This window comes from Streptomyces sp. NPDC050528 (assembly GCF_044457795.1).
GTDB lineage: Bacteria > Actinomycetota > Actinomycetes > Streptomycetales > Streptomycetaceae > Streptomyces.
This window is the reverse complement of the sequence record NZ_JBITHH010000014.1, coordinates 91,936-117,733: the sequence shown is the minus strand read 5'-3', so window position 1 is coordinate 117,733 and position 25,798 is coordinate 91,936. Positions and strand designations below refer to the sequence as shown.

24 protein-coding genes and 3 tRNA genes are annotated in these 25,798 nt (G+C 71.4%); 11 read left to right on the top strand and 16 right to left on the bottom strand.

Annotation, left to right across the window (positions count from 1 at the left end):
- Positions 1-16: 16 nt before the first annotated feature.
- Positions 17-496 carry a macro domain-containing protein gene (locus tag ACIBK4_RS39730; protein WP_399003141.1) on the bottom strand — a complete coding sequence of 160 codons (480 nt, stop codon included), beginning with the start codon at positions 494-496 and terminating at the stop codon, positions 17-19.
- Between the two features lie 80 nt (positions 497-576).
- On the opposite strand from ACIBK4_RS39730, the gene ACIBK4_RS39725 reads away from it, so the two are divergent.
- Positions 577-1,308 carry a MerR family transcriptional regulator gene (locus tag ACIBK4_RS39725; RefSeq protein WP_399003139.1) on the top strand — a complete coding sequence of 244 codons (732 nt, stop codon included), beginning with the start codon at positions 577-579 and terminating at the stop codon, positions 1,306-1,308.
- A gap of 19 nt (positions 1,309-1,327) precedes the next feature.
- Here the strand turns inward: ACIBK4_RS39725 and ACIBK4_RS39720 are convergent, their stop codons facing one another.
- The 4 genes from ACIBK4_RS39720 to ACIBK4_RS39705 form a co-directional block, all read right to left on the bottom strand.
- Complete coding sequence (locus tag ACIBK4_RS39720; protein WP_399003137.1) at positions 1,328-3,520, bottom strand: 3-hydroxyacyl-CoA dehydrogenase NAD-binding domain-containing protein; 2,193 nt, start codon at positions 3,518-3,520, stop codon at positions 1,328-1,330.
- Between the two features lie 40 nt (positions 3,521-3,560).
- Positions 3,561-4,775, bottom strand: a complete 1,215-nt coding sequence (locus ACIBK4_RS39715; protein ID WP_399003135.1) for an acetyl-CoA C-acetyltransferase — start codon at positions 4,773-4,775, stop codon at positions 3,561-3,563.
- A gap of 11 nt (positions 4,776-4,786) precedes the next feature.
- Entirely contained in the window at positions 4,787-5,953 is a 1,167-nt protein-coding gene (locus ACIBK4_RS39710; RefSeq protein WP_399003133.1) for a CaiB/BaiF CoA transferase family protein, read from the bottom strand.
- A gap of 110 nt (positions 5,954-6,063) precedes the next feature.
- On the bottom strand, positions 6,064-6,459 hold the full coding sequence (locus ACIBK4_RS39705; protein ID WP_399003131.1) for an MmcQ/YjbR family DNA-binding protein: 396 nt from the start codon (positions 6,457-6,459) through the stop codon (positions 6,064-6,066).
- Between the two features lie 92 nt (positions 6,460-6,551).
- Here ACIBK4_RS39705 and ACIBK4_RS39700 point away from each other — a divergent pair, with 92 nt between their 5' ends.
- Both ACIBK4_RS39700 and ACIBK4_RS39695 read left to right on the top strand, forming a co-directional pair.
- On the top strand, positions 6,552-7,730 hold the full coding sequence (locus tag ACIBK4_RS39700; RefSeq protein ID WP_399003129.1) for a saccharopine dehydrogenase family protein: 1,179 nt from the start codon (positions 6,552-6,554) through the stop codon (positions 7,728-7,730).
- Between the two features lie 146 nt (positions 7,731-7,876).
- On the top strand, positions 7,877-8,110 hold the full coding sequence (locus ACIBK4_RS39695; protein WP_399003127.1) for a hypothetical protein: 234 nt from the start codon (positions 7,877-7,879) through the stop codon (positions 8,108-8,110).
- Positions 8,111-8,313: 203 nt separating this feature from the next.
- Here ACIBK4_RS39695 and mmpA read toward each other — a convergent pair whose 3' ends face one another.
- From mmpA to ACIBK4_RS39680, 3 genes are all read right to left on the bottom strand, one after another.
- Positions 8,314-8,451, bottom strand: coding sequence for a morphogenic membrane protein MmpA (mmpA, locus tag ACIBK4_RS39690; RefSeq protein ID WP_199810979.1), 138 nt, complete (start codon positions 8,449-8,451; stop codon positions 8,314-8,316).
- A gap of 86 nt (positions 8,452-8,537) precedes the next feature.
- Positions 8,538-9,227, bottom strand: a complete 690-nt coding sequence (locus ACIBK4_RS39685; RefSeq protein ID WP_399003124.1) for an endonuclease V — start codon at positions 9,225-9,227, stop codon at positions 8,538-8,540.
- Positions 9,228-9,301: 74 nt separating this feature from the next.
- A complete protein-coding gene (locus tag ACIBK4_RS39680; RefSeq protein ID WP_399003122.1) occupies positions 9,302-10,396 on the bottom strand; it encodes a WD40/YVTN/BNR-like repeat-containing protein in 1,095 nt (364 codons plus the stop codon).
- 240 nt (positions 10,397-10,636) lie between these two features.
- On the opposite strand from ACIBK4_RS39680, the gene ACIBK4_RS39675 reads away from it, so the two are divergent.
- Positions 10,637-11,053 carry an SsgA family sporulation/cell division regulator gene (locus tag ACIBK4_RS39675; protein WP_399003120.1) on the top strand — a complete coding sequence of 139 codons (417 nt, stop codon included), beginning with the start codon at positions 10,637-10,639 and terminating at the stop codon, positions 11,051-11,053.
- Position 11,054: 1 nt separating this feature from the next.
- On the opposite strand, the gene ACIBK4_RS39670 is transcribed toward ACIBK4_RS39675, so the two are convergent.
- On the bottom strand, positions 11,055-11,888 hold the full coding sequence (locus ACIBK4_RS39670; protein WP_399003118.1) for an isocitrate lyase/phosphoenolpyruvate mutase family protein: 834 nt from the start codon (positions 11,886-11,888) through the stop codon (positions 11,055-11,057).
- A 337-nt stretch (positions 11,889-12,225) separates the two neighbouring features.
- Between ACIBK4_RS39670 and ACIBK4_RS39665 the strand changes: the two genes are divergently transcribed.
- From ACIBK4_RS39665 to ACIBK4_RS39650, 4 genes are all read left to right on the top strand, one after another.
- Positions 12,226-13,845 carry an ABC-F family ATP-binding cassette domain-containing protein gene (locus ACIBK4_RS39665; RefSeq protein ID WP_399003116.1) on the top strand — a complete coding sequence of 540 codons (1,620 nt, stop codon included), beginning with the start codon at positions 12,226-12,228 and terminating at the stop codon, positions 13,843-13,845.
- A gap of 157 nt (positions 13,846-14,002) precedes the next feature.
- Positions 14,003-14,779: a dimethylargininase gene (gene ddaH / locus ACIBK4_RS39660; RefSeq protein ID WP_399003114.1), complete on the top strand. Its 777-nt coding sequence runs from the start codon at positions 14,003-14,005 to the stop codon at positions 14,777-14,779.
- A gap of 215 nt (positions 14,780-14,994) precedes the next feature.
- Complete coding sequence (locus tag ACIBK4_RS39655; protein WP_384867498.1) at positions 14,995-15,969, top strand: acyl-ACP desaturase; 975 nt, start codon at positions 14,995-14,997, stop codon at positions 15,967-15,969.
- A 73-nt stretch (positions 15,970-16,042) separates the two neighbouring features.
- Complete coding sequence (locus tag ACIBK4_RS39650; RefSeq protein ID WP_399003112.1) at positions 16,043-16,891, top strand: hypothetical protein; 849 nt, start codon at positions 16,043-16,045, stop codon at positions 16,889-16,891.
- 25 nt (positions 16,892-16,916) lie between these two features.
- On the opposite strand, the gene ACIBK4_RS39645 is transcribed toward ACIBK4_RS39650, so the two are convergent.
- Positions 16,917-16,990, bottom strand: a tRNA-Trp gene (locus ACIBK4_RS39645).
- Between the two features lie 93 nt (positions 16,991-17,083).
- Here ACIBK4_RS39645 and ACIBK4_RS39640 point away from each other — a divergent pair.
- Together ACIBK4_RS39640 and ACIBK4_RS39635 are read left to right on the top strand one after the other, a co-directional pair.
- Entirely contained in the window at positions 17,084-18,487 is a 1,404-nt protein-coding gene (locus ACIBK4_RS39640; RefSeq protein ID WP_399003110.1) for a hypothetical protein, read from the top strand.
- A complete protein-coding gene (locus ACIBK4_RS39635; protein WP_399003108.1) occupies positions 18,488-20,314 on the top strand; it encodes an AAA family ATPase in 1,827 nt (608 codons plus the stop codon). It begins immediately after the preceding gene.
- On the opposite strand, the gene ACIBK4_RS39630 is transcribed toward ACIBK4_RS39635, so the two are convergent.
- The 5 genes from ACIBK4_RS39630 to ACIBK4_RS39610 form a co-directional block, all read right to left on the bottom strand.
- Positions 20,292-21,578, bottom strand: a complete 1,287-nt coding sequence (locus ACIBK4_RS39630; protein ID WP_399003106.1) for a ribonuclease inhibitor — start codon at positions 21,576-21,578, stop codon at positions 20,292-20,294. The two genes, ACIBK4_RS39635 and ACIBK4_RS39630, sit on opposite strands and share 23 nt — an antisense overlap.
- A 140-nt stretch (positions 21,579-21,718) precedes the next feature.
- Positions 21,719-23,077 carry an SDR family NAD(P)-dependent oxidoreductase gene (locus ACIBK4_RS39625; RefSeq protein ID WP_399003104.1) on the bottom strand — a complete coding sequence of 453 codons (1,359 nt, stop codon included), beginning with the start codon at positions 23,075-23,077 and terminating at the stop codon, positions 21,719-21,721.
- Positions 23,078-23,106: 29 nt separating this feature from the next.
- Positions 23,107-23,178: transfer RNA gene (locus ACIBK4_RS39620), tRNA-Glu, on the bottom strand.
- 10 nt (positions 23,179-23,188) lie between these two features.
- Positions 23,189-23,260: transfer RNA gene (locus ACIBK4_RS39615), tRNA-Ala, on the bottom strand.
- A 60-nt stretch (positions 23,261-23,320) separates the two neighbouring features.
- Positions 23,321-23,566: a WhiB family transcriptional regulator gene (locus ACIBK4_RS39610; RefSeq protein WP_199810972.1), complete on the bottom strand. Its 246-nt coding sequence runs from the start codon at positions 23,564-23,566 to the stop codon at positions 23,321-23,323.
- 287 nt (positions 23,567-23,853) lie between these two features.
- Here ACIBK4_RS39610 and ACIBK4_RS39605 point away from each other — a divergent pair, with 287 nt between their 5' ends.
- The gene (locus tag ACIBK4_RS39605; RefSeq protein WP_399003407.1) at positions 23,854-24,645 is read left to right on the top strand and encodes a VOC family protein; all 792 of its coding nucleotides are present in this window, start codon (positions 23,854-23,856) and stop codon (positions 24,643-24,645) included.
- Positions 24,646-24,708: 63 nt separating this feature from the next.
- On the opposite strand, the gene ACIBK4_RS39600 is transcribed toward ACIBK4_RS39605, so the two are convergent.
- Positions 24,709-25,755: a LacI family DNA-binding transcriptional regulator gene (locus ACIBK4_RS39600; RefSeq protein WP_399003102.1), complete on the bottom strand. Its 1,047-nt coding sequence runs from the start codon at positions 25,753-25,755 to the stop codon at positions 24,709-24,711.
- Positions 25,756-25,798 lie beyond the last annotated feature (43 nt).

Here is a 25,798-nt window from a genome sequence, read left to right as displayed (position 1 = left end):
AAGTTGGGCCGGAGGATCAGTCCCCGTGGTCGTACACCGTCACCGCGATCCCCCGCCGCACCAGCCGCTCGGTGATCAGCGGTTCGACCCGTGACCACTTGCCGCCGGCGAGGCCGCACCCGATGCGGGGCATGTGGACGGACGCGCCGAGCTCGGCCGCGCGCTCGGCCAGCAGACCCAGCGCCGTGTCGATCGCCTCGTAGCGCACGGGGACGCCCTTGCTGCCCGTGCGTGTCCCGTGCTGGCCGATCATGTTGGCCACCCACACCTGGCGCTCGACCTGGACGAGTCGGACGGCGCCCAGGCCGAAGTCGTTGGCCGCGCGGTCCCGGTGCCAGGACCGGTACGCCTTCTCCGGTTCCGGCCAGCGGCGTGACAGCGCCAGCACGAAGCCCTTTCCCCAGCCGCCCAAGTCGTTGCAGACATGCCCGATCACCTTGACGCCCTTGACCGACGGAACGGTCGCGTCACCCCGGACGTACTTGATCTCCCCCATGCCGACCACCGTAGACGGCACCACTGACAACGGCCTTCCGGTGGTTTCACAGTATTGGTGAGACAGCGATACTGCTGTACATGACGACCGATGCCGAGACCGACACCGCCGCCGAGCAGCCGACGCTCACGATCGACGAACTGGCCGCGCGGGCGGGTACCACGGTCCGCACGGTCCGGTTCTACAGCACCAAGGGGCTGCTCCCGCCGCCGGTGATCGGGGCGCGGCGGGTCGGGCACTACGGGCAGGAGCACCTGTCGCGGCTCGCGTTGATCGAGGAGTTGCAGCAGCAGGGCATGACGCTGGCCGCGATCGAGCGCTACCTGGGTCAACTGCCGCCGGATCTCAGCGCGCGCGACCTCGCGATCCACCGCGCGGTGGTGGCGTCGTGGGCGCCGGACGCCGTGGAGTCCCTGGACCGCGCGGAGTTGGAGCGGCGGGCGGGCAGGGCGCTCGACGAGGAGGACGTCGAGCGGCTGGTGGCGATGGACGTGATCGCCTTCGACGACGGCACCTTCCGCGTCGACTCCGGGCTGCTGCGCCTCGGCGTACGACTCCTCGACGTCCCGGTGTCCCAGGAGGCGATCCTCGCGTCCCGGAACATCCTGATCGAGCACTCCCGGGCGGCGGCCCACGAGTTGTCGCAGGTGTTCCGCGGGGAGGTCTCCCAACGGGCCGCGCAGGACGTGAAGTCGCTGTCCGCGCACATGCAACCCCTGGTCGTGCAGGCCCTCCTGACGACCTTTCAGCGGTCGCTGCGCGAGGAACTCCGCGAGTGGCTCAAGGAGTCGCCGGAGGACCGGGACCGGTGAGCCACTCGCGGCACGTGCCTCAGCGCGCGTCGCTGAAGCGCTCCCCCTTCTCCGCCTTCTCCACGAGCAGCGCGGGCGGCGTGAACCGCTCCCCGTAGCGCTCGGCGAGCGCACGCGCGCGTGCTACGAAGCCGGGCAGGCCGCCCTCGTAGCCGTTGATGTACTGGAGGACACCGCCGGTCCAGCCGGGGAAGCCGATGCCGAAGATGGACCCGATGTTGGCGTCCGCGACGGACGTCAGCACGCCCTCCTCCAGGAGCTTGACCGTGTCGAGCGCCTCGGAGAACAGCATGCGTTCCTGCATGTCCTCGAAGGGCACGGTCTCGGAGGGGCTCTCGGCGCCCGTGTGCGTGAAGTGCTCGCGCAGGCCCGGCCACAGCCCGGCGCGCCTGCCGTTCTCGTCGTAGTCGTAGAAGCCCGCGCCGCCGCTGCGCCCGGTGCGGCCGAACTCGTCGACCATGCGGTCGATGACGGCCTCGGCGGGGTGGCCGGGCCAGGTGCCGCCCGCCTCTTCCACCGCCCGCTTGGACTCGTTGCGGATCTTGCGCGGGAGCGTGAGCGTCAACTCGTCCATCAGGGAGAGGACCTTGGCCGGATAACCGGCCTGCGCCGCCGCCTGTTCGATGGACGCGGGTTCGATGCCCTCGCCGACCATCGCGACGCCCTCGTTGATGAACTGGCCGATCACCCGTGAGGTGAAGAAGCCGCGCGAGTCGTTGACGACGATCGGTGTCTTCTTGATCTGCCGGACCAGGTCGAAGGCGCGCGCGAGCGCCTCGTCGCCGGTGCGCTCGCCCTTGATGATCTCGACGAGGGGCATCTTGTCGACCGGCGAGAAGAAGTGCAGCCCGATGAAGTCGACTTGACGCTCCACGCCTTCGGCGAGGGCGGTGATCGGGAGGGTGGAGGTGTTGGAGCAGAGCAGCGCGTCGGGCTCGACGATGTGCTGGATCTCCTGGAAGACCTTGTGCTTGAGCGAGGTGTCCTCGAAGACGGCCTCGATCACCGCGTCGCAGCCCGCGAGTTGCTGCGGGTCGGCGGTGGGGGTGATGCGGGCGAGCAGCGCGTCCGCCTTCTCCTGTGTCGTACGGCCGCGGGAGACGGCCTTGGCGCAGAGCTTCTCGGAGTAGGCCTTGCCCTTGGCCGCCGCCTCCGGAGTGACGTCCTTGAGGACGACGTCGATGCCCGCGCGGGCGCACGAGTACGCGATGCCGGCGCCCATCATCCCGGCGCCGAGGACGGCGACCTTGCGGACCGGGCGCGAGGGGATGCCCTGGGGGCGGTTGGCGCCGGAGTTGACGGCCTGGAGGTCGAAGAAGAACGCCTGGATCATGTTCTTCGAGGTCTGGCCGACCGCCAGCTCGACGAAGTAGCGGGTCTCGATGACCTGGGCGGTCTCGAAGTCGACCTGGGCGCCCTCGACGGCGGCGGCGAGGATGTTGCGCGGCGCCGGGTAGGGCGCGCCGTTGGTCTGCTTGCGCAGGGTCGCCGGGAAGGCGGGCAGGTTGGCCGCGAACTTGGGGTTGGCCGGGGTGCCGCCCGGGATGCGGTAGCCGGGCTTGTCCCAGGGCTGCTGCGACTGCGGGTTGGCGTCGATGAAGGCGCGGGCCTTGGCGATCAACTCGTCCTGAGTGGTGGCCACTTCGTGGACGAGGCCGTTCTCCTGGGCGCGCCGCGGGCTGTACTGGGTGCCCTGGAGGAGCACCTTCAGCAGGGCGTCGGCGATGCCCAACAGCCGTACGGTACGGACGACTCCGCCGCCGCCGGGGAGGAGGCCGAGGGTGACCTCCGGGCAGCCGATCTTGGAGCCGGGTGCGTCGAGGGCGACCCGGTGGTGGCAGGCGAGGGCGATCTCGTAACCGCCGCCCAGGGCCGCGCCGTTGATCGCGGCGACGACGGGCTTGCCGAGGGTCTCGATGCGGCGCAGGTTCCGCTTGATGGCGAGGCCGCCGTCGAAGAACTCCTGGGCGGTGTCCGGGGTGACGCGGATGAGGTCGCGCAGGTCGCCGCCGGCGAAGAAGGTCTTCTTGGCGGAGGTGAAGATGATGCCGCGGATGGAGTCCTGCTCTGCCTCCAGGCGGTCGGCAATGGCGGTGAGGGAGGCACGGAAGGCCGCATTCATGGTGTTCGCGGACTGGTCCGGGTCGTCGAGGACGAGGGTGACGATCCCGGTGTCGTCCTGTTCCCAGCGGATGGTGGTGCTCTCGGTCATGAGGGGTTCTCCGTAGAAGTCTCTGCTGCCGCTGGGGTGTTCAGACGCGCTCGACGATGGTGGCGATGCCCATGCCGCCGCCCACGCACAGCGTGGCGAGGCCGTAGCGCTTGTCCTGGCGCTCCAGTTCGTCGACGAGCGTGCCGAGGATGATCGCGCCGGTGGCGCCGAGCGGGTGGCCCAGTGCGATGGCGCCGCCGTTGACGTTGACCTTGTCCAGGGACAGACCCATGTCCCGTACGAAGCGCAGGACTACGGCGGCGAAGGCCTCGTTGATCTCCACGAGGTCGATGTCGTCGATGGTCAGGCCGGCCTTGGCGAGTGCCTTGCGGGTGGCGGGCGCGGGCCCGGTGAGCATGATGGTCGGCTCGGAGCCGGAGACGGCCGCGGAGACGATCCGCGCGCGCGGGGTGAGGCCGTAGCGCTCGCCGACCTCCTTGGAGCCGATCGCGACGAGGGAGGCACCGTCGACGATGCCGGAGGAGTTGCCCGCATGGTGGACGTGGTCGATCTTCTCGACCCAGTGGTACTTCTGCAGGGCCACGGCGTCGAAGCCGCCGAGTTCGCCGATGTCCGCGAAGGACGGCTTCAGCCGGGCGAGCGAGTCGGCGGTGGTGCCGGGGCGCAGGTGCTCGTCCTGGTCGAGGACGACAAGGCCGCTGCGGTCCCGCACGGGGACGACGGACCGCCCGAAGCGGCCCTCCTTCCAGGCGGTGGCCGCCCGCTCCTGCGAGAGCGCCGCGTACTCGTCCACGTCGCGCCGCGAGAATCCCTCGATCGTGGCGATCAGGTCGGCGCCGATGCCCTGCGGTACGAAGTTGACGGCGAGGTTCGTCATCGGGTCGTTGAACCAGGCGCCCCCGTCCGAGGCCATCGGCACCCGGGACATCGACTCGACACCACCGGCGAGGACGAGGTCCTCCCAGCCCGAACGCACCTTGGCGGCGGCCATGTTGACGGCTTCGAGGCCCGAGGCACAGAAGCGGTTCTCCTGCACTCCGGCCACCGTGTCCGGCAGTCCGGCGGCGACGGCGGCGATCCGGGCGATGTCCGAACCCTGGTCGCCGACCGGGCCGACGACCCCGAGCACGATGTCGTCGATCGCGGCCGGGTCCAGGTCCGGGAAGCGGTCACGGAGTTCGTGGATGAGCCCGACGATCAGGTCGATGGGCTTCGTGCCGTGCAGGGATCCATTCGCCTTGCCGCGCCCGCGCGGGGTGCGGATCGCGTCGTAGACATACGCTTCGGTGCTCACTGCCAAGCCTTTCACTGAGGGTTTTCGACGGCTCGATGAAGATCTTCTACGGCGTCGACGAGTCCGGGGACGTCCCAGTCGCGGGCCACGTCGGAGGTGTCCGCGCCGGGCAGGGCGGGTCCGCCGCGCACCGAGGTGGGCGTCGCGGAGAACCGGGGTGCGGGGGCGGGCTGGGTGATCCCGCCGTGCTCGGTGAACGTGCCGCGCGCGGCGAGGTGCGGATGGCGCGGGGCCTCGCGCAACGACAGCACGGGCGCCACGCACGCGTCCGTGCCCGCGAAGACGTCCGTCCACGCGTCCCTCGTACGGCTCCGGAAGCGGGCCGCGACCGCCTCGCGCAGTTCGCCCCAACGCGTCCAGTCCCGGCGGGCGTCGGCGAAGTCCGCGAGGCCGAGCAGGTCCACGAACTGGTCGTAGAACTGCGGCTCCAAGGCGCCCACCGCCATGTGCTTGCCGTCGGCGGTCTCGTAGGTGCCGTAGTACGGACAGCCGCCGTCGAGGAGGTTGGCGGCGCGCCGGTCCTGCCAGCCGCCGGCGGCGAGCATGCCGTGGATCATCGCGGAGAGGTGGGCGGTGCCGTCGACGATGGCCGCGTCGACCACCTGGCCGGTGCCGGTCACGCGCGCGTGGTGCAGGGCCGCGAGGACGCCGACGACGAGGTAGAGCGCGCCGCCCGCGTAGTCGCCGAGGAGGTTGGCGGGGGCGGGCGGGGGCTGTTCCGGGCTGCCGATCATGCCGAGGGTGCCGGTGAGCGCGATGTACGTGATGTCGTGCCCGGCGCGCTCGGCGAGGGGGCCGTCCTGGCCCCAGCCGGTCATCCGGCCGTAGACGAGCCGGGGGTTGCGGGCGTGGCAGGGCTCGGGGCCCACGCCGAGGCGCTCGGTGACGCCCGGGCGGTTGCCCTCGATGAGGATGTCGGCGCGTTCGACCAGGTCGAGCACGCGCGCGGGGCCGTCGGGCGCCTTCAGGTCGACGAGGACCGAGCGCTTGTTGCGGTTGGTGATGTCGTACTCGGGGGCGACGCCGAGTACGGGGCCGCCGGGCCGGTCGACACGCACGACGTCGGCGCCCAGGTCGGCCAGGAGCATGGCCGCGAAGGGGCCGGGGCCGATCCCGGCCAGCTCGACGACGCGCACGCCGGAGAGCGGGCCGTGCCCGGGCGTCGTTGCCGCTGTCATCCAGCCCCCAGCTTTGACACAACTGATGTAACACCAGCGATGGTAAGAACATGTTCCACTCAGCACAAGGCCTGGGCGAGCAAGCGCTTAGCCAAGTTACCCGGCGTCGGTCACGCCTGGCCGCGGCCTTCCGCGTCCAGCTCGGCTATCAGGCGCTTCGGGGCGATCGCGCGGTAGCTCTCCTCCACCCAGTCGCACAGCAGCCCGGCGGCCGGGGCGCCCTGCTCGGCGAGGGGAACGCGCACCCAGCCCGCCTTGCCGAGGCCGTAGCCGGCGGGCTCGGCGCCGGGCGAGGTGAGCGCGTGGGCGTGGACCGCGTCGTCCGTGAGCTTGACCGTCATGGCGAGCGGATAGCTGCCGTCGTCGACACCGAGGAAGACGAACACCTTCTTGTTGACCTTCGCGACGGTCTCACCCCAAGGGAACTCTTCGACGACACCCGGCAGCCCGAGGGCGAACTCGCGTACTTTCGCCCGCTTCTTCAGGGCGTTCCTGTCCACGGCCACCTGCACACCTCCGGGCTCGTCGTCGGGCACCGCACTCTTCACGCTAGCCTCAGCCACCGACAGCGGCGCGGGCTGCGGGACCCAGGAGTGTCATGAGCAGGCTGAACAGGACGGACCGTCCCTACGACATCGTGCTCTTCGGAGCCACGGGCTTCGTCGGCGTGCTCACCGCGGAGTATCTCGCCGCGCACGCACCCGAGGGCCTGCGCTGGGCGATCGCCGGCCGGGACGAGCTGAAGCTGAAGCGACTGCGCGAACGACTGCCCAGTGGCACATCGGTGGGCGTCCTGCGGGCCGACGTCTCCGACCCGGCCTCGCTCCGCGAACTCGCCGAGCACGCGCGCGTGGTGGCCACGACGGTCGGCCCCTACGTCACCTACGGCGAGGACCTCGTCGCCGCGTGCGCGGAGGCCGGCACGGACTATCTCGACCTCAGCGGGGAGCCGGAGTTCGTCGACCTGACGTACGTCCGTCACGACGCACGCGCGCGTGAGACGGGCGCACGGCTGGTGCACTCCGCCGGCTTCGACTCGATCCCGCACGACCTGGGGGCGTACTTCACCGTCCAGCAACTGCCGGAGGGGGTGCCCCTGACGGTGGACGGTTTCGTGACCGCCGACGCGATGTTCTCCGGCGGCACCTTCGCCACCGCGCTGACCCAACTCGGGCGAGGACGGAAGGTGTTGGCCGCCTCCCAAGAACGGCGCCGCCATGAACCGCGACTAGTCGGACGCCGGGCCGGCGCGCCCCTGGGGGCACCGCGGTTCGCCGGGGAGATCGGCTCCTGGGCGGTGCCGCTCCCGACCATCGACCCGCAGGTCGTTCAACGTTCAGCGAAGGCCCTGGAGCGCTACGGCCCCGACTTCCGCTACCGCCACTACGCGGCCGCACGGCACCTCCCCGTGGCGCTCGGCGGGGTCACCGCCGCCGGCGCCCTGTTCGCGGCGGCCCAACTCCCGCCCGCCCGCCGCTGGTTGTCCGACCGGCTCAAGCCCGGCGACGGACCGAGCCCCGAGAAGCGCGCGAAGAGCTGGTTCTCGGTGAAGTTCGTGGGCGAGGGCGGCGGCCGCCGGGTCTTCACGGAGGTCGCGGGCGGCGACCCCGGCTACGACGAGACGGCGAAGATGTTCGCCGAGTCGGCCCTCTCCCTCGCCCTGGACGAACTCCCGCCCACAGCAGGCCAGGTGACGACGGCGGTGGCGATGGGCAACGCCCTCATCGAGCGGCTGCGGAGCGCGGGCATCACCTTCCGGGTGGCCGCGAGCCGCTGAGCGTGTCGGACCCCCGTGTCACGATGGACGGCATGGAGACCCCGAACACCGCGTGGATCACCGTCGCGGCCTACGAGAACCTGCCGGGCTGCCCCGCACCGCAGTCGGCGACGCGCGCTTGACTGCGGGAGCGCGGCATCGACTGGATGCCGTTCGCCCAGCGGGAGTTGCGCTGGGGCCTGGCCTGCGGCATCGGGCCCGACGGCCACTGGCACGGCTGGTTCGACGTCCAGGTCCACGCCGACGCGCTACGACGCCTCGGACTGCATCCGGACCAGCCCACCGCCGAGGTCATCGGGCCGTCGCCGCCCGGCTGGTGGCATGCCGCCGCGGAACGTCGGACCCTCTACTGGCCCCGCCCGTCGGCGAGTTCGAACTGACCCTCGGAATGGGTTAGGATGGATCATGAGCCGGTCGCCGGAAACACTCCGGAGTCCGGTCGCGCGTCGGTAGTCCAAGGAAAGACGCCCCGCTTCCTGCGGGGAGATGTAGGTGCAAGGCCTGCCCGGCGCTCAAGTCCGAGCCCCACACCGCCAGTTGCGGTGTGGGGCTCGTGTGTTTCCCCCGCCAGTGTCCCCCGTCATCACGGCCACAGCGTGTAGATCATGCCGCCGATCCAGGCGAGGCCCGCCGCCACGGACAGGACGAGCGCGACCATCACGGCACGCTCGACGGGCTGGCTCGGGTGGGCAACGGGCTTCGGGGAACGGTGCGTTGTCATGCGGACAGCCTGCCGATCACGCGGGCGCTGCCACATCCGTACACATACTCAGATCAGGTACTCAGAACCCGACTCGCCCCGGGCGCTCACTCGGTGGCCTCCCGCAGCGCCCGCCTGCACAGCGCGTCCGCCCTGCGCGTCGTCTCCGGGAGGCGGAACTCCGGGGTCAACGCCAGCGTGTGGGCACAGGCGTTGTCCAGGGTCACCCGGTGGCCCACGGAGACGAAGACCGGCTTCACCGCGTCCCGGGTGCGCAGGGCGCGGCCCACCTCGTCGACGTCCGCGCGGAGGGGCGGCGAGGAGCCGCGCGGGGTGCCCGGGTCGTCGTACGTGAAGGTGAACGGGTTCTTGGCGACGCCGATGGTCGGCAGGTCGGTGAGGACGCCGAGGTGGCTCGCGAGGCCGAAGCGGCGGGGGTGGGCGAGGCCGTAGCCGTCGCACACCACCAGGCCCGGCGGGCACGGCAGGGCCTCCAACGCGGCCAGCACCGTGGGGATCTCGCGGAAGGCCAACAGGCCCGGTACGTACGGGAAGGAGACCCGGCCGACGGCTGTCGCCTCGGCGACGACGGTGAGGTCCGCCGCGTCCAGGACGACGGCCGCAGCCACCACCACGTCCCGCTCGTCGTCGTAGGCGACGTCAACTCCCGTGACGTGCCCGGTCCTTGGCGGCGGCCCCGGTTCGTCGGTCACCACCCGTTCCCGCAACTCGTCCTGGACGGCGCGGGCTTGCTCCTCGGTCGCGGGCCAGCCCGCGGGAATGCTTACGGTCGTCATCGTGGTGCCGAGCGTACGGGGATCTTGCGGGCGCGAAGAAGCGGCGGGGGCCGTGGTGACCCCCGCCCGGTTCCTCAGTCCTCCAGCCGCGCCACGCGCCCCTTCTCCCCCGCCGCCCAGCAGCCCAGGTCCGCCGCGCAGTCCACGGTGTCGTACGAGCCGGTGTCGACCGTCTTCCAGGTGCGGCCGGCGTCGGTCGTGAGGTCGGTGCCCGTGGGGCCGACCGCGAGCGCGGTGCTGCGGCTGCGGGGCAGCCAGGTGACGCCGGAGCGGTAGGCGGGCGGCGAGGTCGTGGCGGGACGCCAGGTGCGGCCTCCGTCGCCGGTGACGGCCGCCGCCTGGGGTGACGGGGCGCCCGCGTTGAAGTCGCCGCCGACCGCGAGGCCGTGCGTACGGTCGCGGAAGGCGAGGGCGAACACCCCGCCCGCGGGGTCACCGGCCGGGATCGGCGTGTCGGTCGCCGTCCAGGTGAGGCCGCGGTCCGCGGAGTGCAGGACACGCGCGCGTGCACCCCCGCCGGTGGCCAGCCACACATCACGGGACCCCGAACTCACCAGGCACTGACCGCTCGCCGCGAAGCCCGCCTCGCCGGTGAGCGCGGCCGGCATCCCGGCGTTGGACAGCACCTTCCAGGAGCGGCCGCCGTCGCCGGTCGACAGGATGCGGAACTTGCCGTCCACGGGGTCGCTCATCGCGAGGCCGTGGCGGCTGTCGAAGAAGGTCATGCAGTCGTAGAAGGCGTTCGCGTCGGTGTTGCGGAAGGACTCCGTCCAGGTCGCTCCGGCGTCGTCGGTGCGGTAGACGCGGGACGCCTCGCCCTCGCCGATCGCCAGGACCACCGCGCGCCGCGCGTCGAACGCCTCGATGTCCCGGAACTGCAGATCGGCCGCGCCGGGCGGCGAGACGTTCCGCCAGCTCGCCCCGCCGTCGGTCGTGCGCAGCACCGTGCCCGCCGTCCCGGCCACCCACGCGGTGTTCCGGCTGACCGCCGACAGCCCCCGGAACCGCACATCGGCGGCCCCGCTGTCCTTGAGCTCCCAGTGCGGAGCCCGGTGCGCCGTGTCCCGCGCCTGTGCCGGTACGGCGGTCAGCGCGGCCAGCGCCGCCCCGCACGCCATGGCCACGGCCACGTTCCGGTACGTACGTCCCACCCGTCGCGTCTTCCCCATGCGCCTCATGGCGGGCGAAGCTAGCCCACTCCCCGGGGGCCGTCCAGATGCCCGCGCCCGCCTTGGACGCATATGGGCGGCGGTGACAGAGGTCACTCGAAATTCATGTGCACGGATCGGCCCGTTCCGGCGTCTCTTCCAGTGCGGACCCATCCACTCGGGGGTCCGCTCCGGAATCTTTTCAGGAGACCGTCCGGCCTTCACCGCAGCAGTACCGCCGTCACACAAGGGAGCAAGGCGTTGTCCATCGTCATCGAGCAGCCCGTAGAGGCCCGCCTCGTCGCCGCCGCACCGCGGATGCCGAGCATTCCCGCCACCTTGCACTACGACCGGCGGGACCCGTTCGCCGTCCGGATGACCTTCCCCGCGCCGGCCACCCTGGAGGGCGTCGAGGTCTGCTGGACCTTCGCCCGGGACCTCCTCGCGGCCGGTCTGCACGGCGCCGAGGGCCACGGCGACGTCCGGGTGCGGCCCTACGGCTTCGACCGCACCGTGCTGGAGTTCCACGCCCCCGAGGGGACCGCCGTCGTGCACGTCCACTCGTCCGAGGTGCGCCGCTTCCTGCAGGCCGCCGGCGAGCTGGTGCCCGCCGGTCTCGAACACCTCCAGCTCGACCTGGACCACGACCTCGCCGAGCTGATGCGGGACGCCTGCTGAGCTAATTCCCCCGTGCCAGCAGGGAGTTGAGCTCGCCGTAGCCGAGCCCTCCCGTCTGCGCGTCGTAGGTTCCCGTGTCCAGCAGCTCCCGCGCGGCACGGCGGACCACGGCGTACGCGGCCGCCGCGATGCTGGAGCCCGCGCTCACGCGCGCGACGCCCAGCGCGGCCAGTTCGGCGACCGGCGGTGCTCCCGGGCCGACCAGCACATTGAGCGGTGCGTCGATCCTGTCGGCGAGTTCCTTGACCGTTCCCGGTTCGACGGCCCCGGGGACGAAGATCCCGTCGGCGCCTGCGGCCCGGAACGCGGCGGCCCGCTCCAGGGTCGCGTCCACTCCCCCGACGCCCCGCAGATACGTGTCGATGCGCGCGTTGATGAACAGCGGCACCCCTTCGGCGTCGGCGGCCGCACGGGCGGCCGCGATGCGCTCGGCCTGCTCGGCGATCGGCCGCAGGACGCCCTCACCGCCGTAGAGCGCGTCCTCGATGTTGACCCCCACCGCGCCCGCCGCGAGCACCGCGCGGACCGTGTCGGCGACCCCTGCCGGGTCCTTCGCGAAGCCGCTCTCGATGTCGGCGCTCACCGGCACAGTGACGCTCGCGGTGATGCGGGCGACCGCCGCCAGGGCCCGCTCCCGGTCCAGCCGGTCGCCGTCCGCCACGCCGAGGGCCCAGGCGAGGCCCGCGCTGGTGGTCGCCACGGCGGACGCGCCCGCGTCCTCGACGATGCGGGCGCTCGCGGCGTCCCAAGCGTTCGGCAGGACGAGCGGACGTCCCGGCACATGCAGCGCGCGGAAGGCCAGAGCCCGGTCACGGAGGGTGTTCTGGTTCGTCATGCGACCCACTCAAGCAGTCACGGGCGCGCCCTGGCTGGCAGGAATCCGACATGGATGTGCGGGGCGCGGGCTCCCTTTTAATGCGTTGACAGCCCCCCGAGGCCGTTCGTAGCGTTGCCCTTGCTTCTGTTGCCGTCGATCGGAGTAGGACGTTGCTCGTCTGAGGTTCTGAGACACCGCGTCACACACCCCTGAGGTGTGTCCGCCGTGTACGACCTCGGCGTCCGAGCCGTCCTCCGGAACAGGGCCTTTCCCTCTGCCCCGGGACCAGTCTCCCGCCTCGCGGTGTCTCGATACGCGTCTGCCCCCGACCGCGTCAAGCACCCACGAGGCCCGCATGCATACCTCTGTCACCTGTACGTCCCTCTCCTTCGCCTGGCCCGACGGGACCTCCGTCTTCGAGGACCTGGACGCCGCCTTCGGACCCGGCAGGACCGGGCTCGTCGGTGTCAACGGCTCAGGAAAATCAACCCTGTTGAAGCTGATCGCCGGTCGACTCGCCCCGGCCGACGGCACCGTGCGGGTCGCGGGCGAGGTCGGCTACCTCCCGCAGAACGTCACGCTCGACACCGCCCTGCGCGTCGACGAGACGCTCGGCATCGCCGCTCAACGGGCCGCCCTGCACGCCATCGAGGCCGGTGACGCGTCCGAGGAGCACTTCGAGACACTCGGCGACGACTGGGACGTAGAGGAAAGGGCCATCGCCACGCTCGGCGAACTCGGCCTGGGACACATCGACTTGGACCGCACCATCGGCGAGGTCTCGGGCGGCGAGTCCGTACTCCTGCGGCTGGCCGCGCTGTTGCTCGGCCGGCCCGACGTCCTGCTCCTCGACGAACCGACGAACAACCTCGACCTGTACGCACGCAGGCGGCTGTACTCGGCCGTCGCATCCTGGCCGGGAGTGATGATCGTGGTCAGCCACGACCGTGAACTCCTCGACCTCGTCGACCAGATCGCCGATCTGCGCTCCGGCGGGATCACCTGGTACGGCGGCAACTACTCCGCCTACGAGGAGGCCCTCAGCACCGAACAGGACGCCGCGACACGGATGGTGCGCGTCGCCGAGGCGGACTTCCGCAAACAGAAGCGCGAACTGTCCGACGCCCAGGTCAAGTTGGCCCGGCGCAAGAAGTACGGACAGAAGATGTTCGAGCAGAAGCGCGAGCCGAAGATCGTCATGGGCGCGCGCAGGCGGTCCGCGCAGGAGTCCGCGGGCAAGCACCGCATCCTGCACGAGGAGCGGCTCGCCGAGGCGAAGGAACGGCTCGACGAGGCGGTGGAGGCCGTACGGGACGACGACGAGATCCGCGTCGACCTGCCGTACACGGCCGTACCGCCGGGCCGTCAGGTCCTGACCCTCATGGACCTCGAACTCGCCTACAGCGCCCGGGTGGGCGGGCTCGATCTGCGCGGGCCGGAGCGGATCGCGCTGATCGGGCGCAACGGCGCGGGCAAGACGACGCTGCTGCGCACGATCGCCGGGCAGCTGGAGCCGGTGGCGGGCGAGGCGGCGGTGCACGTCCCGCTGCGTTTCCTGCCGCAGCGGCTCGATGTGCTCGACGGTGGGCTGACGGTGGCGGAGAACGTGGCCCGGTTCGCGCCGGGCGCCACCAACAACCGGGTGCGGGCGCGGCTGGCCCGCTTCCTGTTCCGGGGTGCGCGCGCAGACCAGCAGGCGGCGACCCTGTCCGGCGGCGAGCGCTTCCGGGCCGCGCTGGCCGCGCTGATGCTCGCGGAGCCCGCCCCGCAGCTGCTGATGCTGGACGAGCCGACGAACAACCTCGACATGGCGAGCGTGCGGCAGCTGACCTCGGCACTGGAGTCGTACGAAGGGGCGTTGATCGTGGCCAGTCACGATCTGCCGTTCCTCGAATCGATCGGCATCACCCGCTGGCTGCTGCTGGACGGGGAGCTTCGGACGATCACGCCGGAGGAGGTGGAACACCCGGCCTGAGGTCTTCGGTCACCCCTCCTGAGGTGTTCGGCGCGCATCTCAGGAGGGCCACAGCCTCACGTGAGGGGTTTTGTCGGCACGGACGGGTGACGCATGATGGCCAACCGGTGCCGTGGCACCAGCGCCGAAACGATCCCGCCGATACGGAGTCCCGCTCGTGCCCAGCAAGAAGGCCCTCGTCCGCCGCCCCAGCCCGCGCCTGGCCGAAGGGCTGGTCACGCACATCGAGCGGGAGAAGGTCGATGTCGAGCAGGCCGTCGAGCAGTGGGAGGCGTACGTCCAGACGCTGCGGGTGCACGGCTGGGAGACGATCGAGGTGGATCCGGCCGACGACTGCCCCGACTCCGTGTTCGTCGAGGACGCGGTGGTGGTCTACAAGAACGTGGCACTGATCACCCGCCCCGGCGCCGAGTCCCGGCGGGAGGAGACCGGCGGGGTCGAGGAGGCGGCGGCCCGGCTCGGCTGCTCGGTGAACTGGGTCTGGGAGCCGGGCACCCTGGAGGGCGGTGACGTCCTCAAGGTCGACGACACGATCTACGTCGGCCGGGGCGGCCGGACGAACGCGGCCGGCATCCAGCAGTTGCGGGCCGTGTTCGAGCCGCTCGGGGCGCGGGTGGTCGCCGTGCCCGTGAGCAAGGTGCTGCACCTGAAGTCGGCGGTCACCGCGCTGCCCGACGGGACGGTCCTCGGGCACATCCCGAAGGTGGACCGGCCCTCGCTGTTCCCGCGCTTCCTGTCGGTGCCCGAGGAGGCCGGCGCGCATGTGGTGCTGCTCGGCGGCGACAAGCTGCTGATGGCGGCCAGCGCGCCCAAGACGGCCGACCTGCTCAGCGATCTCGGCCACGAGCCGGTCGTGGTGGACATCAGCGAGTTCGAGAAACTCGAAGGATGTGTGACGTGCCTCTCGGTCCGGCTCCGGGATCTGTACGCCTGAACGGGTGACACAACCGCCCGTTCGGCGCCGGGACCTGCGGTCCTGGGGTTCGGCGGGATTCCCGGGCAATACAGCCTGAACAGCGATCTTTACAGCACCCTTAACCTACGGTCTCGTAACCTACGGTTTCGTAGCCTACGATTCCGTAAGTTGCACAGGTCCCGGCACCGCTCGCCGGTTTGTTCAGTTTTGTACGACGTCCCCCTGGAGTCCCCGTGACGATCACTTCCCCGCACCTCGGCAGCCCCGCAGTCTGGACCGACGCCAAGCTGCTGTACGCGTTGGAGGAAGTCGTCGAGACGGAGCTCAACCGGCACCTCAAGGTCACCAAGGACTGGATGCCGCACGAGTACGTGCCCTGGAGCGACGCCCGGAACTTCCCCGGCTTCTTCGAGGACGGCGAGGCCTGGGGCAAGGAGCAGTCCAAGGTCACCGAGATCGGCCGGATCGCCCTCGTCGTGAACCTCCTTACGGAGGACAACCTCCCCAGCTACCACCACGAGATCGCCTCCCTCTTCGGCCGCGACGGCGCCTGGGGCACCTGGGTGCACCGCTGGACGGCGGAGGAGGGCCGGCACGGCATCGTCATGCGGGACTACCTGCTCGCCTCCCGCGCGGTCGACCCGGACAAGCTCGAAGCGTTCCGCATGCAGCACATGAGCGAGGGCTTCGAGTCGGACAACCGGCACTCGATGCTGCACTCCGTGGCGTACGTCGCCTTCCAGGAGCTGGCCACGCGCGTGTCGCACCGCAACACCGGCCACCAGTCGGGCGACCCGGTCTGCGACCGCATGCTGGCCCGCATCGCGACCGACGAGAACCTGCACATGGTCTTCTACCGCAACCTCCTGAAGGCCGCGTTCGAGCTCGCCCCCGACCTCACGATGCAGGCCGTACGCGACGTCCTCGTCAACTTCCGGATGCCCGGCCACGGCATGCCCGGCTTCGAGCGCTTTGCCGCGCAGATGGCGATCGGCGAGGTCTACAACCTGCGCATCCACCACGACGACGTCATCCAGCCCGTCCTGCGCTTCCTGAAGGTCATGGACATCGACGGCCTCGGCCCCGAGGGTCAGCAGGCCCAGGAGGAGATCGGCCTCTACATGGGCGGCCTGGACTCCGAGGCCTCCAAGTTCGACGAGAAGCTGGCGACCCGCAAGGCCCGGATGGCGGCGCGCGCGAGCGCCTGACCCACCCCGGCCGCCCGCACCGGCGATCGAATCACCGGTGCGGGCGACGACCGGCCTGCGGCATCATGCCGCCATGCATGACAACAGCACGTCGGGGGCGGCGGTCGGCTTTCTGCTCGGCCTGATCGACAGCGGGGACTCCGCGCGGATACGGCGGCGGATCGGACTCCCCGAGCCCGAGAGCGAGGGGTCCCTCGATGCCCGGCGCCGCAGCATGGCCTGGTCCTGGACGAGCACGCCGGTGCCGACCTCCGTCCTGCTGTGGTCGCTGCAGGAGGACGACCCGGAGCTGAACCAGTGGGTCTGGCGGCACATCTCCGCGGACAACGGGATGCGGCGCGCCATCGCACGCGGTGTGCCGTTCGGCCCCAACCGCGAAGGGCCGTTGACCGTCGCCGACAGCGTGCGACGGGCCGACGAGCCGCCCGTCCCCGAGAACTTCACCCGCCTCGGTCTGCTCGGCGCCCTGCGCGAGGGCACCTCGATGCAGTCCGCGCGGACGGCCGCGTCGATGGTCCTTGGGCGCTCCGACTGGCAGGCCGTCATGGAGGCGGACGGGGACCGTCCGCTGCCCGGTTACGCGCGCTGGGCGCTGTCCGTACGCCCGGACTGCCCGCCTGAGCTACGCGCGCAGTTCGGCACACACCGCAAGTTCACCCAGCGCGTCGAGAAAGCCGGCGTGCTCGGCACCCCCGCCGACTACGCGACCACGTGGAGTACCGCATCGCAGGTCCTGAAGGTGCTGTCCACAGGCCACTTGATGTTCCCCGCGCGCGTGTCCGAGGCCGAGGACGCCCTGCGCCCGCTCGTGCGCGAGCACTTGGCCGGTCACGAGGACGCCTGGTCGGTGCTGGCGCAGCTGATCGACACGTTCCACGGGAACGCGGTGGAGCTGGTGGTGACGGCGGGCGCGATCGCCTGAGCCGGGCCCTGAGGTGCCGAGGGGGACGGGGCGGCTGGATTCGAACCAGCGTGTTCCGGTTCTGGAGACCAGAGCGCCTGCCTCTGCGCTACGGCCCCGCCCTTGAGGTCAGAGCGTAATGCCTTGGCCCGATGTCAGTGCGGCCTGGTACCAATTGAGGCACTGGGGGAAATGCGGCGCGGGGGGCGTGACATGGCGTACGGGGAGCGGGGTCGGCGTACCCCTGTGGTCGATCTGGCCGACCGCAGGGCGCTGGAGCGGTACCGCCCGGCGGACCCGGCGACGGTCGCCGAGGCGCGGCGGCTGAAGGAGGCCGCGCTGCTGGACTTCGGGCTGACGGAGTCGGCGGTGGCGTCCTGGCTGTACGCGAAGTGCCATCACCAGATCCCGACGACGGCGGTGGACACGGCGGCCGTGGTCGCCTCCGGCGACGGCTCGTGTCTGCTGCTCTTCAACCCGGACTTCTTCGTCGGACTCGGCCTGGACGGCGTGAAGTTCGTGCTCTTCCACGAGGCACGGCACCTGGTGCAACGCCATCTGTTCGCCGACCTCGAACTGCGCGACGACCCGGTCTTCGAGCTGGCCGCCGAGGTCTCCATCAACCATGTCGCCCTGGTCCGCCTCGGCCGCACCGAACTGCCCCTGCTGGACGGCCGCCCGACAGGAATCGACCCACGCACGATCCACCGGCTGTACCGCGACGACCTCACCGCGCACGGCCTGGAGCCGGTCCCGCACGAGGAGTTCATCGCGACCGACATGAAGGTGTTCGGCGAGCTGAAGCGCATGCGGCACCCTCCGGTCCCGGAGCGGCACCTGTGCGTGCACCTGGTCGACGGGTGGGTACCGGCCGACCAGGAGACGGTGGACGCGGTGGCGTCGTCGGCGCTGTTGAACTCCCTGCTGGCGGCCCGGCGCGGACACCCGGGCGCGGAGCGGGAGTTGCTCGACCTGATGGGCCGTACAGAGGACGGCTCGGCGCGGGCCGGCCGGATCTGGGGGAACCTCGGCGCGGGCGTCCTGCGCGGTGAGACGGCACGCACGCGTACGGTCCACTGGTGGCAGCGCTGGCTCGTCGACGTCCTCGGCTCGAAACTGCGCGACGGCGAGCGGCTGGTGTACCCGAAGAAGCGCGGCGCCCTGCTCGCGGCCCTCGGCCAGGACCCGATGCTCGCGCGCCGCGGCCCGGTCCGGGACAAGGTCCTGGTCATCGCGTACGACACCTCGGGCTCGATGCCGCACCAGGTCGTCACCTGGCTCACCGAACTCGTCGGCCGCATCGACGGAGTCGAGGCGCACTGGCTGTCCTTCGACGCCGTCGTCATGCCGTTCAAGCCCGGTGAGCGGGTCTACGGCGGTGGCGGCACGAGTTTCCAGGTGGTCGCGGACTACGTGGAGGGGCGTACGGAGGTGAACGGCCGGCGGTTCGACGTCACCCCGGACGCGGTCGTAGTGCTCACGGACGGGTACGCGCCGCCGGTCACGCCCGCCGAGCCGGACAAGTGGATCTGGCTGATCACCGAGGGCGGCGACGAGTGGCCCGAGACGCACAACCCGGCGATGGACTGCCATCGCGTCACGACAGGATCGACGTAAATGACCACGGAGACAGGGCACTTGACGACCCCGGAGGCCGAGCGCGGTCGGCGTGAGCCGTCGCGTCTGGAGTCCTTCATCGACGCGATGATCGACATCGGGCAGACCGGGCAGATCTTCGGCGAGCACGGCATCGGCAAGACGGCGACGTTCTTCTCCCACATCGGCCGCGCCCACCCGGGCACCACGCTGGTGTACGTCCCGGCGGCGAATCTGACGCCGGACGACCTGCTGGTCAACGCGCCGGTGCGGGACCCGGGCACCGGTGAACTCGTGCTGCGCCAGCTGGTGATGAGCCAGTTGAAGCCGGGCACGCCGTTCGTGCTGCTCATCGACGACTCGCTGCAGGCGGGCGACACGATCCAGTCGCAGCTGATGCAGATCGCCTGCAACTGGACGCTCGGCGAGCACGATCTGCGGGCGCTCGGCTGCGTGGGTGTCTTCCTGACGGACAACGAGTCGCTGTCCGAGACCTCGGCGCGACGCGGCGACCTCGCGCTGCTCGACCGTATGGTCACGATGCGGATCACGGCGAACGACACGTCCTGGCGTCGGCATCTGGCCGCCAAGTACCGCCCCTGGAACCTCGGTTCGGTGTTCAACGTCTGGGCATCGCTCTCGCCCGCGCTGCGCGAACTGCTGTCCCCGCGCACGCTGGACCACGTGCTGGCGAACGCGAAGGAGGGCTTCCCGCTCCGCTGGGGCCTGCCCCTGGTCGACGGCGAGCGACTGCGCCTGGCCGAGCCGGGCCCGGACGGCAGACCCGGGCAGAACCGCACGGCGGAGATCCTGGACCGCCTCGCCGAAGCCCTGGGCGTACCCAACCCGGCCACGATCCCGGACCCGGTACGGCAGGTCGTGCGGGCCGCGCTGCGCAACCGCTGGACGGTGCTGCTCCAAGGGCCTCCGGGGTGCGGCAAGACGGAGCTGGTCCGGGAGACGGTCCGCGCGGGCCTGGGCCGGGATCCGCTGTACTTCTCGCTGCCGGTGACGAACGTCGAGGACCTGTGCGCGCCGATCCCGTCGGCGGACGGCACCCTGGACAACCTGCTGGCCGCGAACTTCACCGGCCCCGGGCCGAAGGCGATCGTGTGGGACGAGTACAACCGCCCCAAGGACAAGGCCGCGTTCGCCAAGCTGATGGAGATCACCCAGGAGTGGTCCCTGGCCGGACGGCGGATCGAGAACCTGCGGGCGCAGATCGCCGTCCAGAACCCGCCGTACCACTTGGGCCGCAAGCTGCTGGTGTCGCGGAACAACATCGCCCAGGCGACGCGGTTCACGGCCTCGCTGACGGTCGCCCCGGAGGACATCCCGGCCAACGAGTGGCTGCTCGCGCGGTACGGCGCGGACGCGGAGACGGTGCTGGAGTGGTGGAAGCACGACATCGACGACGACGGCCGCGCCTGGATCACCAAGCGCACCCTGGAGCGGCTCATCAAGCTGCACCGCAAGGGGCTGCCGCTGGAGATGGCGACGGTCTATCTCGGCGACGGCGAGTACGCGCCCGTGCCGCTCACCGCCCTGATCGACCGCTTCAGGGGCCGCCCGGTCACCGGCCTGCGCGAGTTGGCCCGTGACGCGGACCTCTGGGAGGCCCGGCTGCGTCGCGCCGCCGAGCACACCGACGAGGGCGGTGACGACAGCGACGTGGTCCACCAGATCCTCGCCAACGCGGAGTTGTCCCAGCTGAAGAAGCACCGCGCGGTGGTGGCCCGCATGGTGGCGCTGCTGCCGGCGAAGCTCCGGGCGACGTATCTGGTGGGGGCGTCCGTACAGCAACAGCGGTTCTGGACGGACATCTTCACGGGCTTGGCACGTCGCTGACCCCGTGCTCGGCCTCCCCCGGCCGCGCGGTGCGGTGCACGCTGCGTACGGCGGCCACGTCGGGGGCGAGCGATGGTGCGGGGATGTGGGCGGTGAGTGCCTCCAGGCGGCGTTTGACGCTGGCGGCGATTCCTTGGCCGAGGACGAAGCGGGTGGGGGTGATCGCGCGGGGTGCCGTGTCGAGGAGGCGGTGCGCCTCGCGGCTGCGCATCCCCGTGTGCGACAGGACGAGATGAGTGAGGCGGTGTTCGGCGGCGACAAGGGTTTGGGCGATGCTCTCGGCCGCCCGCAGATCGACGTGGTTGTCGCCCGCACCGAGCACCGCCGCCGCCTTCACCCGGCCGAGGTCCAGCAGACCGACCCCGGCCGCGGTGGCGGCGGTCACCAGGCGCGCCGCGGCCTGCGGGCCGATGCCGTTGCTGGCGACGGACAGCCGGGTGAGCCGTCCGTACGGCGCACGCTCCAGGGCGTCGGCGAGGACGAGGGCGCCGGCATCCCCCAACTGCGCTGCGGACACGTAGAGTTCGTCGATCGCGCCGGCCGCGACGACGGCGGCGAGGGGTACGGCGCCGTCCGCGCCGAGCGGGTTGCCGCCGACGAAGAGGCGCTCGATGCGCCGCCCGTTGCCGGCGGCGGCGAGCAGCGCATCGGCAAGGACGACGACGCCCGCCGGATCGAGCCCGGTCTGCACGAGGTCGAGCGTGCGCAACGCCCGCGCGGACTCGATGAGTTCGGCCGCCGCCCGGCCGCCACCGCTGCCCAGCGGGTTGCGCTTGAGCCACACCCCGGTGACGACCTGCGGCGAGGCACGCAACCGGTCGGCGATCCGACAGGCACCGCCGGCGGTGATCCCGTTGCAGCCGAGGTAGAGCGTCTCGACCTCCCCGCTCCCCCCGGCCACGGCCTCGGCGCCCTCGTCCCCGAGCCCGTCGGTACCGAGCAGCAAGTGCCGTACGGGAGACGGCCCTTGGGCCAATGCCTCGGCGACCAGGGCGGCGCCCGCCGCCCCCAGCTCCTGCTTGCACAGGTCCAGCCGTCCGTCGGGCAAGGCCGTGCCGACGGCGAAGTCCAGCCGCTCCCCGGCAGGGCGGCCCGCGCGCAACCAGTCGAGCAGCGGGGCGAGTTCGGCGACCGGTCGCGGCGGGACGTACACCACACCGGCGAAGCCGACCGCCGGGGGACGCGGGGACGGCGAGTCAGGGTCGGCCGGTGCGGGGCCCGGGGCCGGCTCGCCCGAGTCGACGGGCGCGGACGCCGAGGACATCGCCGCCTCCGGGCCGGCCGGAGCACCCGCCAAACACGCCTCGCCCGAGCCGGACACCGGAGATTCCGAGGCTCCCGCCCCCTGCCCCGAACCCGCCACCGCAGGTCCTCCCAGGTCCCCCACGCCCTCCCCGTCCCCGCTCACCACGCCGCCTCCTGATAGTCCTTGAGGAACACCCCGGACACCGGGTCCCCGGACTCGCCGCGCACGATCGGGTCGTAGACGCGGGCCGCGCCGTCGACGGTGTCGAGCGGGGTGCGGAAGCCGGCCTCGGCCATGCGGCCCTTCTTGGGGGCGGGGTTCTCGTCCGTGATCCAGCCCGTGTCGACGGCGCACATGTGGACGCCCTGGTCGGCGAGTTCGGCGGCGCTGGTGCGGGTGAGCATGTTGAGCGCGGCCTTGGCCATGTTGGTGTGGGGGTGGCCGGGCATCTTGTTGCGTACGGCGAACCGGCCCTCCACCGCCGTGACGTTGACGACGTACCGGCGGGGGCGCGGCGAGGCGAGCAGCAGGGGCAGCAGGCGGTCGCAGAGGAGGGCCGGGGCCAGGGCGTTGACCAGTTGGGTCTCCAGGACCTCGGCCGGGTCGAGGGTGCCGAGCCGGGCCGACCAGGAGTTCTCCGGGGACGGATCGGGCAGGAGCCCGGCCTCGTCGGCCTCGCGGAGTACGACGGGCAGCGCCGCGGCCCCGCCCGCGAGCATCCGCATCGGGGTGAAGCCGGGCGCCTGCCGTGCCCCCTCCGGCAGCGCGTCGCGCTCCCCGGCGGCCAGTAGGGCGTACGACTGCGGAGGGCGTCGTACGGTCTGCGCGGCGTTGTTGACGAGGATGTCCAACGGTTCGCCCGCCTGCCTCAACTCCTCGCACAGGCCCAGTACTTGACGCGGGTCGCGGAGGTCGACGGCGAGCACCGTGAGCCGGTCCAGCCACTTCTCGCTGCCCGGCTCGGCGCGGAAGCGGCGTACGGCATCGTGCGGGAAGCGCGACGTGATCAGCACCTCCGCGCCGTCCCGCAGCATCATCAGCGCCAGCTGGAAACCGATCTTCACCCGCCCGCCGGTGAGCAGCACCCGGCGCCCGCTCAGATCCGTACTCAGCGCCCGGCGGGCCGTGTTGTCGGCGGCGCACTCGGGACACAGCCGGTGGTAGAAGGAATCCACCTGTCGATAGGGCGACTTGCAGACATAGCAACCGCGCGGCTTGCGGTAGGCACCGCCACCGGCGTCCGCGCGCCCCGCCACCTCACCCGGGGGACCCAGCGGAGCGTCCTCGCGTCGGTCCGCCGCCCCCGTCGCGGTCGCCGCCATCGTCGCCGCGTCGGCCGCGGACACGTCGGCGCCGCGGGCCTTGCGGCGCCGCAGCCGACCGTCGCGCGTGAAGGACGCGGCGACCTGCTCCGCGCGCAGCCGTACCGGATCGTCGACGGGAAGGTCGCGCAACCTGCCCACCGTCCGGTGGAAGGCGGCCAGTTCCGCCTCGGTGATCCCGCCCTCGTCAGTCATCGATTCCCGCCCCGGCCGTGCCATGAAGTGGGCCCCGGCCGGATTCGAACCGGCGTGACCGCCCTGAGAAGGCGGCGAGTCTGCCTCTGCTCCACAGGGCCCCCGAACGCAGCCCGGGGATCGGATTCGAACCGATGTGGTCGTCTTGCCAAGACGAGCGCCTGCCTCTGCGCTACGCCCGGGTGCGCCCCCGGATCCTAACCGCACTCCTCCGCGCGTACCGCACCGAATAAACGACCCCGTTCAGCGTGAGGTACGTCGGATCTCCAGGCGTTCCTTCTCCGACAGCCCGCCCCACACCCCGAAGCGTTCGTCGTTGTCGAGGGCGTACTCCAGGCACGCGGAGCGGATGGGGCACATGCCGCAGATCCGCTTGGCCTCCCTGACGGAGCTGCCGGGTTCGGGGAAGAAGAAGTCCGCCCCGGTCTGCGCGCACAACGCCTCCTGCTGCCAGTCCAGGTCGGGCGAGGTGATCGTGTCGATGTGCATGGGCAGGATCGTGCCGTCCAGCGAAAAACGTTCGATCAACGTGGGATCAACGCCGCGCTCCGAGGCCTCTGGCCGCCCCGATGATGGCCCCTGCGCCCGCACCGGCGCACGGCGGCGCGCGGAGCCGGTATGAAAACACGGAGAACTTCAGCGGTCACCGAGGGTAACCAATGCCGGATCCGCGAACCGCTCTCGCGCTGCGGCAGCGATTGTCAGTGGGCGGTGCAAGACTCGGCAGTGCAGAGAACGGGCCCTTCCTACGGGACCCTTCAATGAGGAGGGCAATGATGCTCACCACCCGTTTCGTCAACGGCGCTCCGAACTGGCTGGACGTCGGCTCACCCGACATCGACAGCGCCATCTCCTTCTACGGCGGTCTCTTCGGCTGGCAGTTCCAGTCGGCGGGACCCGAGGCCGGCGGCTACGGCTTCTTCCAACTCGACGGCAAGACCGTCACCGGCGGCATGCCCCTGCCGCCGGAGCACGACGCGTCCGCCTGGACCGTGTACTTCCAGAGCCAGGACGCGGAAGCCACGGCCAAGGCGGTGGAGCAGGCGCACGGCGCGGTCCTGTTCCAGCCGATGGACGTCATGGGCGAGGGGCACATGGCGATCCTCAGGGACCCGGCGGGCGCGGCGTTCGGCATCTGGCAGCCGGGGCGGACCAAGGGCGTCGACGTCGCGGGCGAACCCGGATCGCTGACCTGGGTCGAGCTGTACACACCGGACGTGGCCGCGGCGGCCGCGTTCTACAACGCCTCGCTCGGTCTGGAGACCTCGGCCGCGCCCATGCCCGGCGGTGACTACACGTGCCTCAACCCGTCCGGTGCCGGTGAGGACGCGATGTTCGGCGGTGTCGTCCCGCTCGACTTCGACCCGACCGGCGCGGCCTCCGGGGCGTACTGGCTGGCGTACTTCGAGGTCACCGACGTGGACGCCACCGTGGCCAAGGCCCTGGAAACAGGCGGCAAGGTCGTCATGCCGGCCACCAGCATGGAGGGCGTAGGCCGCATCGCCCAACTCACCGACCCACACGGCGCCCGCTTCGCGATCATCAAGAGCGAGACGGCACAGGGCTGACGGGACCCGAGTCGGCGGGCCAAACGGCCAACGGCCGGTCCTACGCCGACGTACGGGCACCCCTCACGCGGAGGCGCGGTGGATCAGTGTGGTCGGGAGGATCACACTGGACGGCGCGCCTCCGATGCCGTCGCGGGCGCCTCGGCGGTCGAGGCCGCGCAGCAGCAGGCGGGCCATCAACCGGCCCATTTCCTCTATGTCCTGGCGGACCGTCGTGAGGGGTGGTTCGGTCTGCTCGGCGACCGGCAGCATGTCGTCGAAGCCGATCACCGCCACGTCCTCGGGCACCCGCAGCCCCTCCTCGCGCAGCACCTTCATGGCGCCGTAGGCGGTGAGGTCGTTGGCGGCGAACACGGCGTCCACGTCGGGGCAGTGGTCGAGGAGTTCCCGCATCGCGCGCTCACCGCCGCCCGGGGTGAAGTCGCTCTCCACGATCAGCCGCGGGTCGACGTCGACCATGACGTCCCGGAACCCGTCGAGCCGGTCCACCGCGGAGGTCTGGTCGAGCGCGCCGGTGATGTGCGCGATCCGGGTGCGGCCGAGCCCGACGAGATGCCGTACGGCCTCCCGGGCGCCGCCCCGGTTGTCGCAGTCGACGTACACCGTGGGGCCCGACGCGCGTGTCCCCTCGCTCCAGCCGGGCCGGCCGCCGAACACCGTGGGGACACCGGCCCGTTGGATCAGTCCGGGCAGCGGGTCGTCGAGGTGCAGGGAGAACACGAGCGCACCGTCCACATGCCCGCCGGCGAGATAGCGGCCGACGCGGGCGTGGTCGGCGCGGCCTTCCGTGAGGAGCAGCACGAGTTGGGAGTCGTGGGCGGTCAACTCCTTGCTGATGCCCCGGAGTTGCATGGCGAAGAAGGGGTCGGCGAAGACACGGGTCTCCGGTTCGGCGATCACCACGGCGATGGCGTCGTGCCGCTTCGTCACCAGGCTCCGGGCGGCCTGGTTGGGGACGTACCCGAGTTCGTCCACGGCCTGCCGGACCCGCTCGACGAGCGATTCCCGCACCCCGTCCCCGCCGTTGACCACCCGGGAAACGGTGGCCCGCGACACCCCCGCCCGCGCGGCCACGGCCTCCAGCGTGGGACGCGGTGCTGTCTCGGTCACGTCTGGACCCCTCCTCGATGATGCGGATCAGGATAGCCGCGGC

Excerpts from the sequence above, each read along its gene's own strand:
- ACIBK4_RS39730 (WP_399003141.1), bottom strand. The coding sequence starts at position 496 with ATGGGGGAGATCAAGTACGTCCGGGGTGACGCGACCGTTCCGTCGGTC.
- ACIBK4_RS39725 (WP_399003139.1), top strand. The coding sequence starts at position 577 with ATGACGACCGATGCCGAGACCGACACCGCCGCCGAGCAGCCGACGCTC.
- ACIBK4_RS39720 (WP_399003137.1), bottom strand. The coding sequence starts at position 3,520 with ATGACCGAGAGCACCACCATCCGCTGGGAACAGGACGACACCGGGATC.
- ACIBK4_RS39710 (WP_399003133.1), bottom strand. The coding sequence starts at position 5,953 with ATGACAGCGGCAACGACGCCCGGGCACGGCCCGCTCTCCGGCGTGCGC.
- ACIBK4_RS39700 (WP_399003129.1), top strand. The coding sequence starts at position 6,552 with ATGAGCAGGCTGAACAGGACGGACCGTCCCTACGACATCGTGCTCTTC.
- ACIBK4_RS39695 (WP_399003127.1), top strand. The coding sequence starts at position 7,877 with ATGCCGTTCGCCCAGCGGGAGTTGCGCTGGGGCCTGGCCTGCGGCATC.
- mmpA (WP_199810979.1), bottom strand. The coding sequence starts at position 8,451 with ATGACAACGCACCGTTCCCCGAAGCCCGTTGCCCACCCGAGCCAGCCC.
- ACIBK4_RS39685 (WP_399003124.1), bottom strand. The coding sequence starts at position 9,227 with ATGACGACCGTAAGCATTCCCGCGGGCTGGCCCGCGACCGAGGAGCAA.
- ACIBK4_RS39680 (WP_399003122.1), bottom strand. The coding sequence starts at position 10,396 with ATGGGGAAGACGCGACGGGTGGGACGTACGTACCGGAACGTGGCCGTG.
- ACIBK4_RS39670 (WP_399003118.1), bottom strand. The coding sequence starts at position 11,888 with ATGACGAACCAGAACACCCTCCGTGACCGGGCTCTGGCCTTCCGCGCG.
- ACIBK4_RS39665 (WP_399003116.1), top strand. The coding sequence starts at position 12,226 with ATGCATACCTCTGTCACCTGTACGTCCCTCTCCTTCGCCTGGCCCGAC.
- ACIBK4_RS39650 (WP_399003112.1), top strand. The coding sequence starts at position 16,043 with ATGCATGACAACAGCACGTCGGGGGCGGCGGTCGGCTTTCTGCTCGGC.
- ACIBK4_RS39640 (WP_399003110.1), top strand. The coding sequence starts at position 17,084 with ATGGCGTACGGGGAGCGGGGTCGGCGTACCCCTGTGGTCGATCTGGCC.
- ACIBK4_RS39635 (WP_399003108.1), top strand. The coding sequence starts at position 18,488 with ATGACCACGGAGACAGGGCACTTGACGACCCCGGAGGCCGAGCGCGGT.
- ACIBK4_RS39630 (WP_399003106.1), bottom strand. The coding sequence starts at position 21,578 with ATGTCCTCGGCGTCCGCGCCCGTCGACTCGGGCGAGCCGGCCCCGGGC.
- ACIBK4_RS39625 (WP_399003104.1), bottom strand. The coding sequence starts at position 23,077 with ATGACTGACGAGGGCGGGATCACCGAGGCGGAACTGGCCGCCTTCCAC.
- ACIBK4_RS39610 (WP_199810972.1), bottom strand. The coding sequence starts at position 23,566 with ATGCACATCGACACGATCACCTCGCCCGACCTGGACTGGCAGCAGGAG.
- ACIBK4_RS39605 (WP_399003407.1), top strand. The coding sequence starts at position 23,854 with ATGCTCACCACCCGTTTCGTCAACGGCGCTCCGAACTGGCTGGACGTC.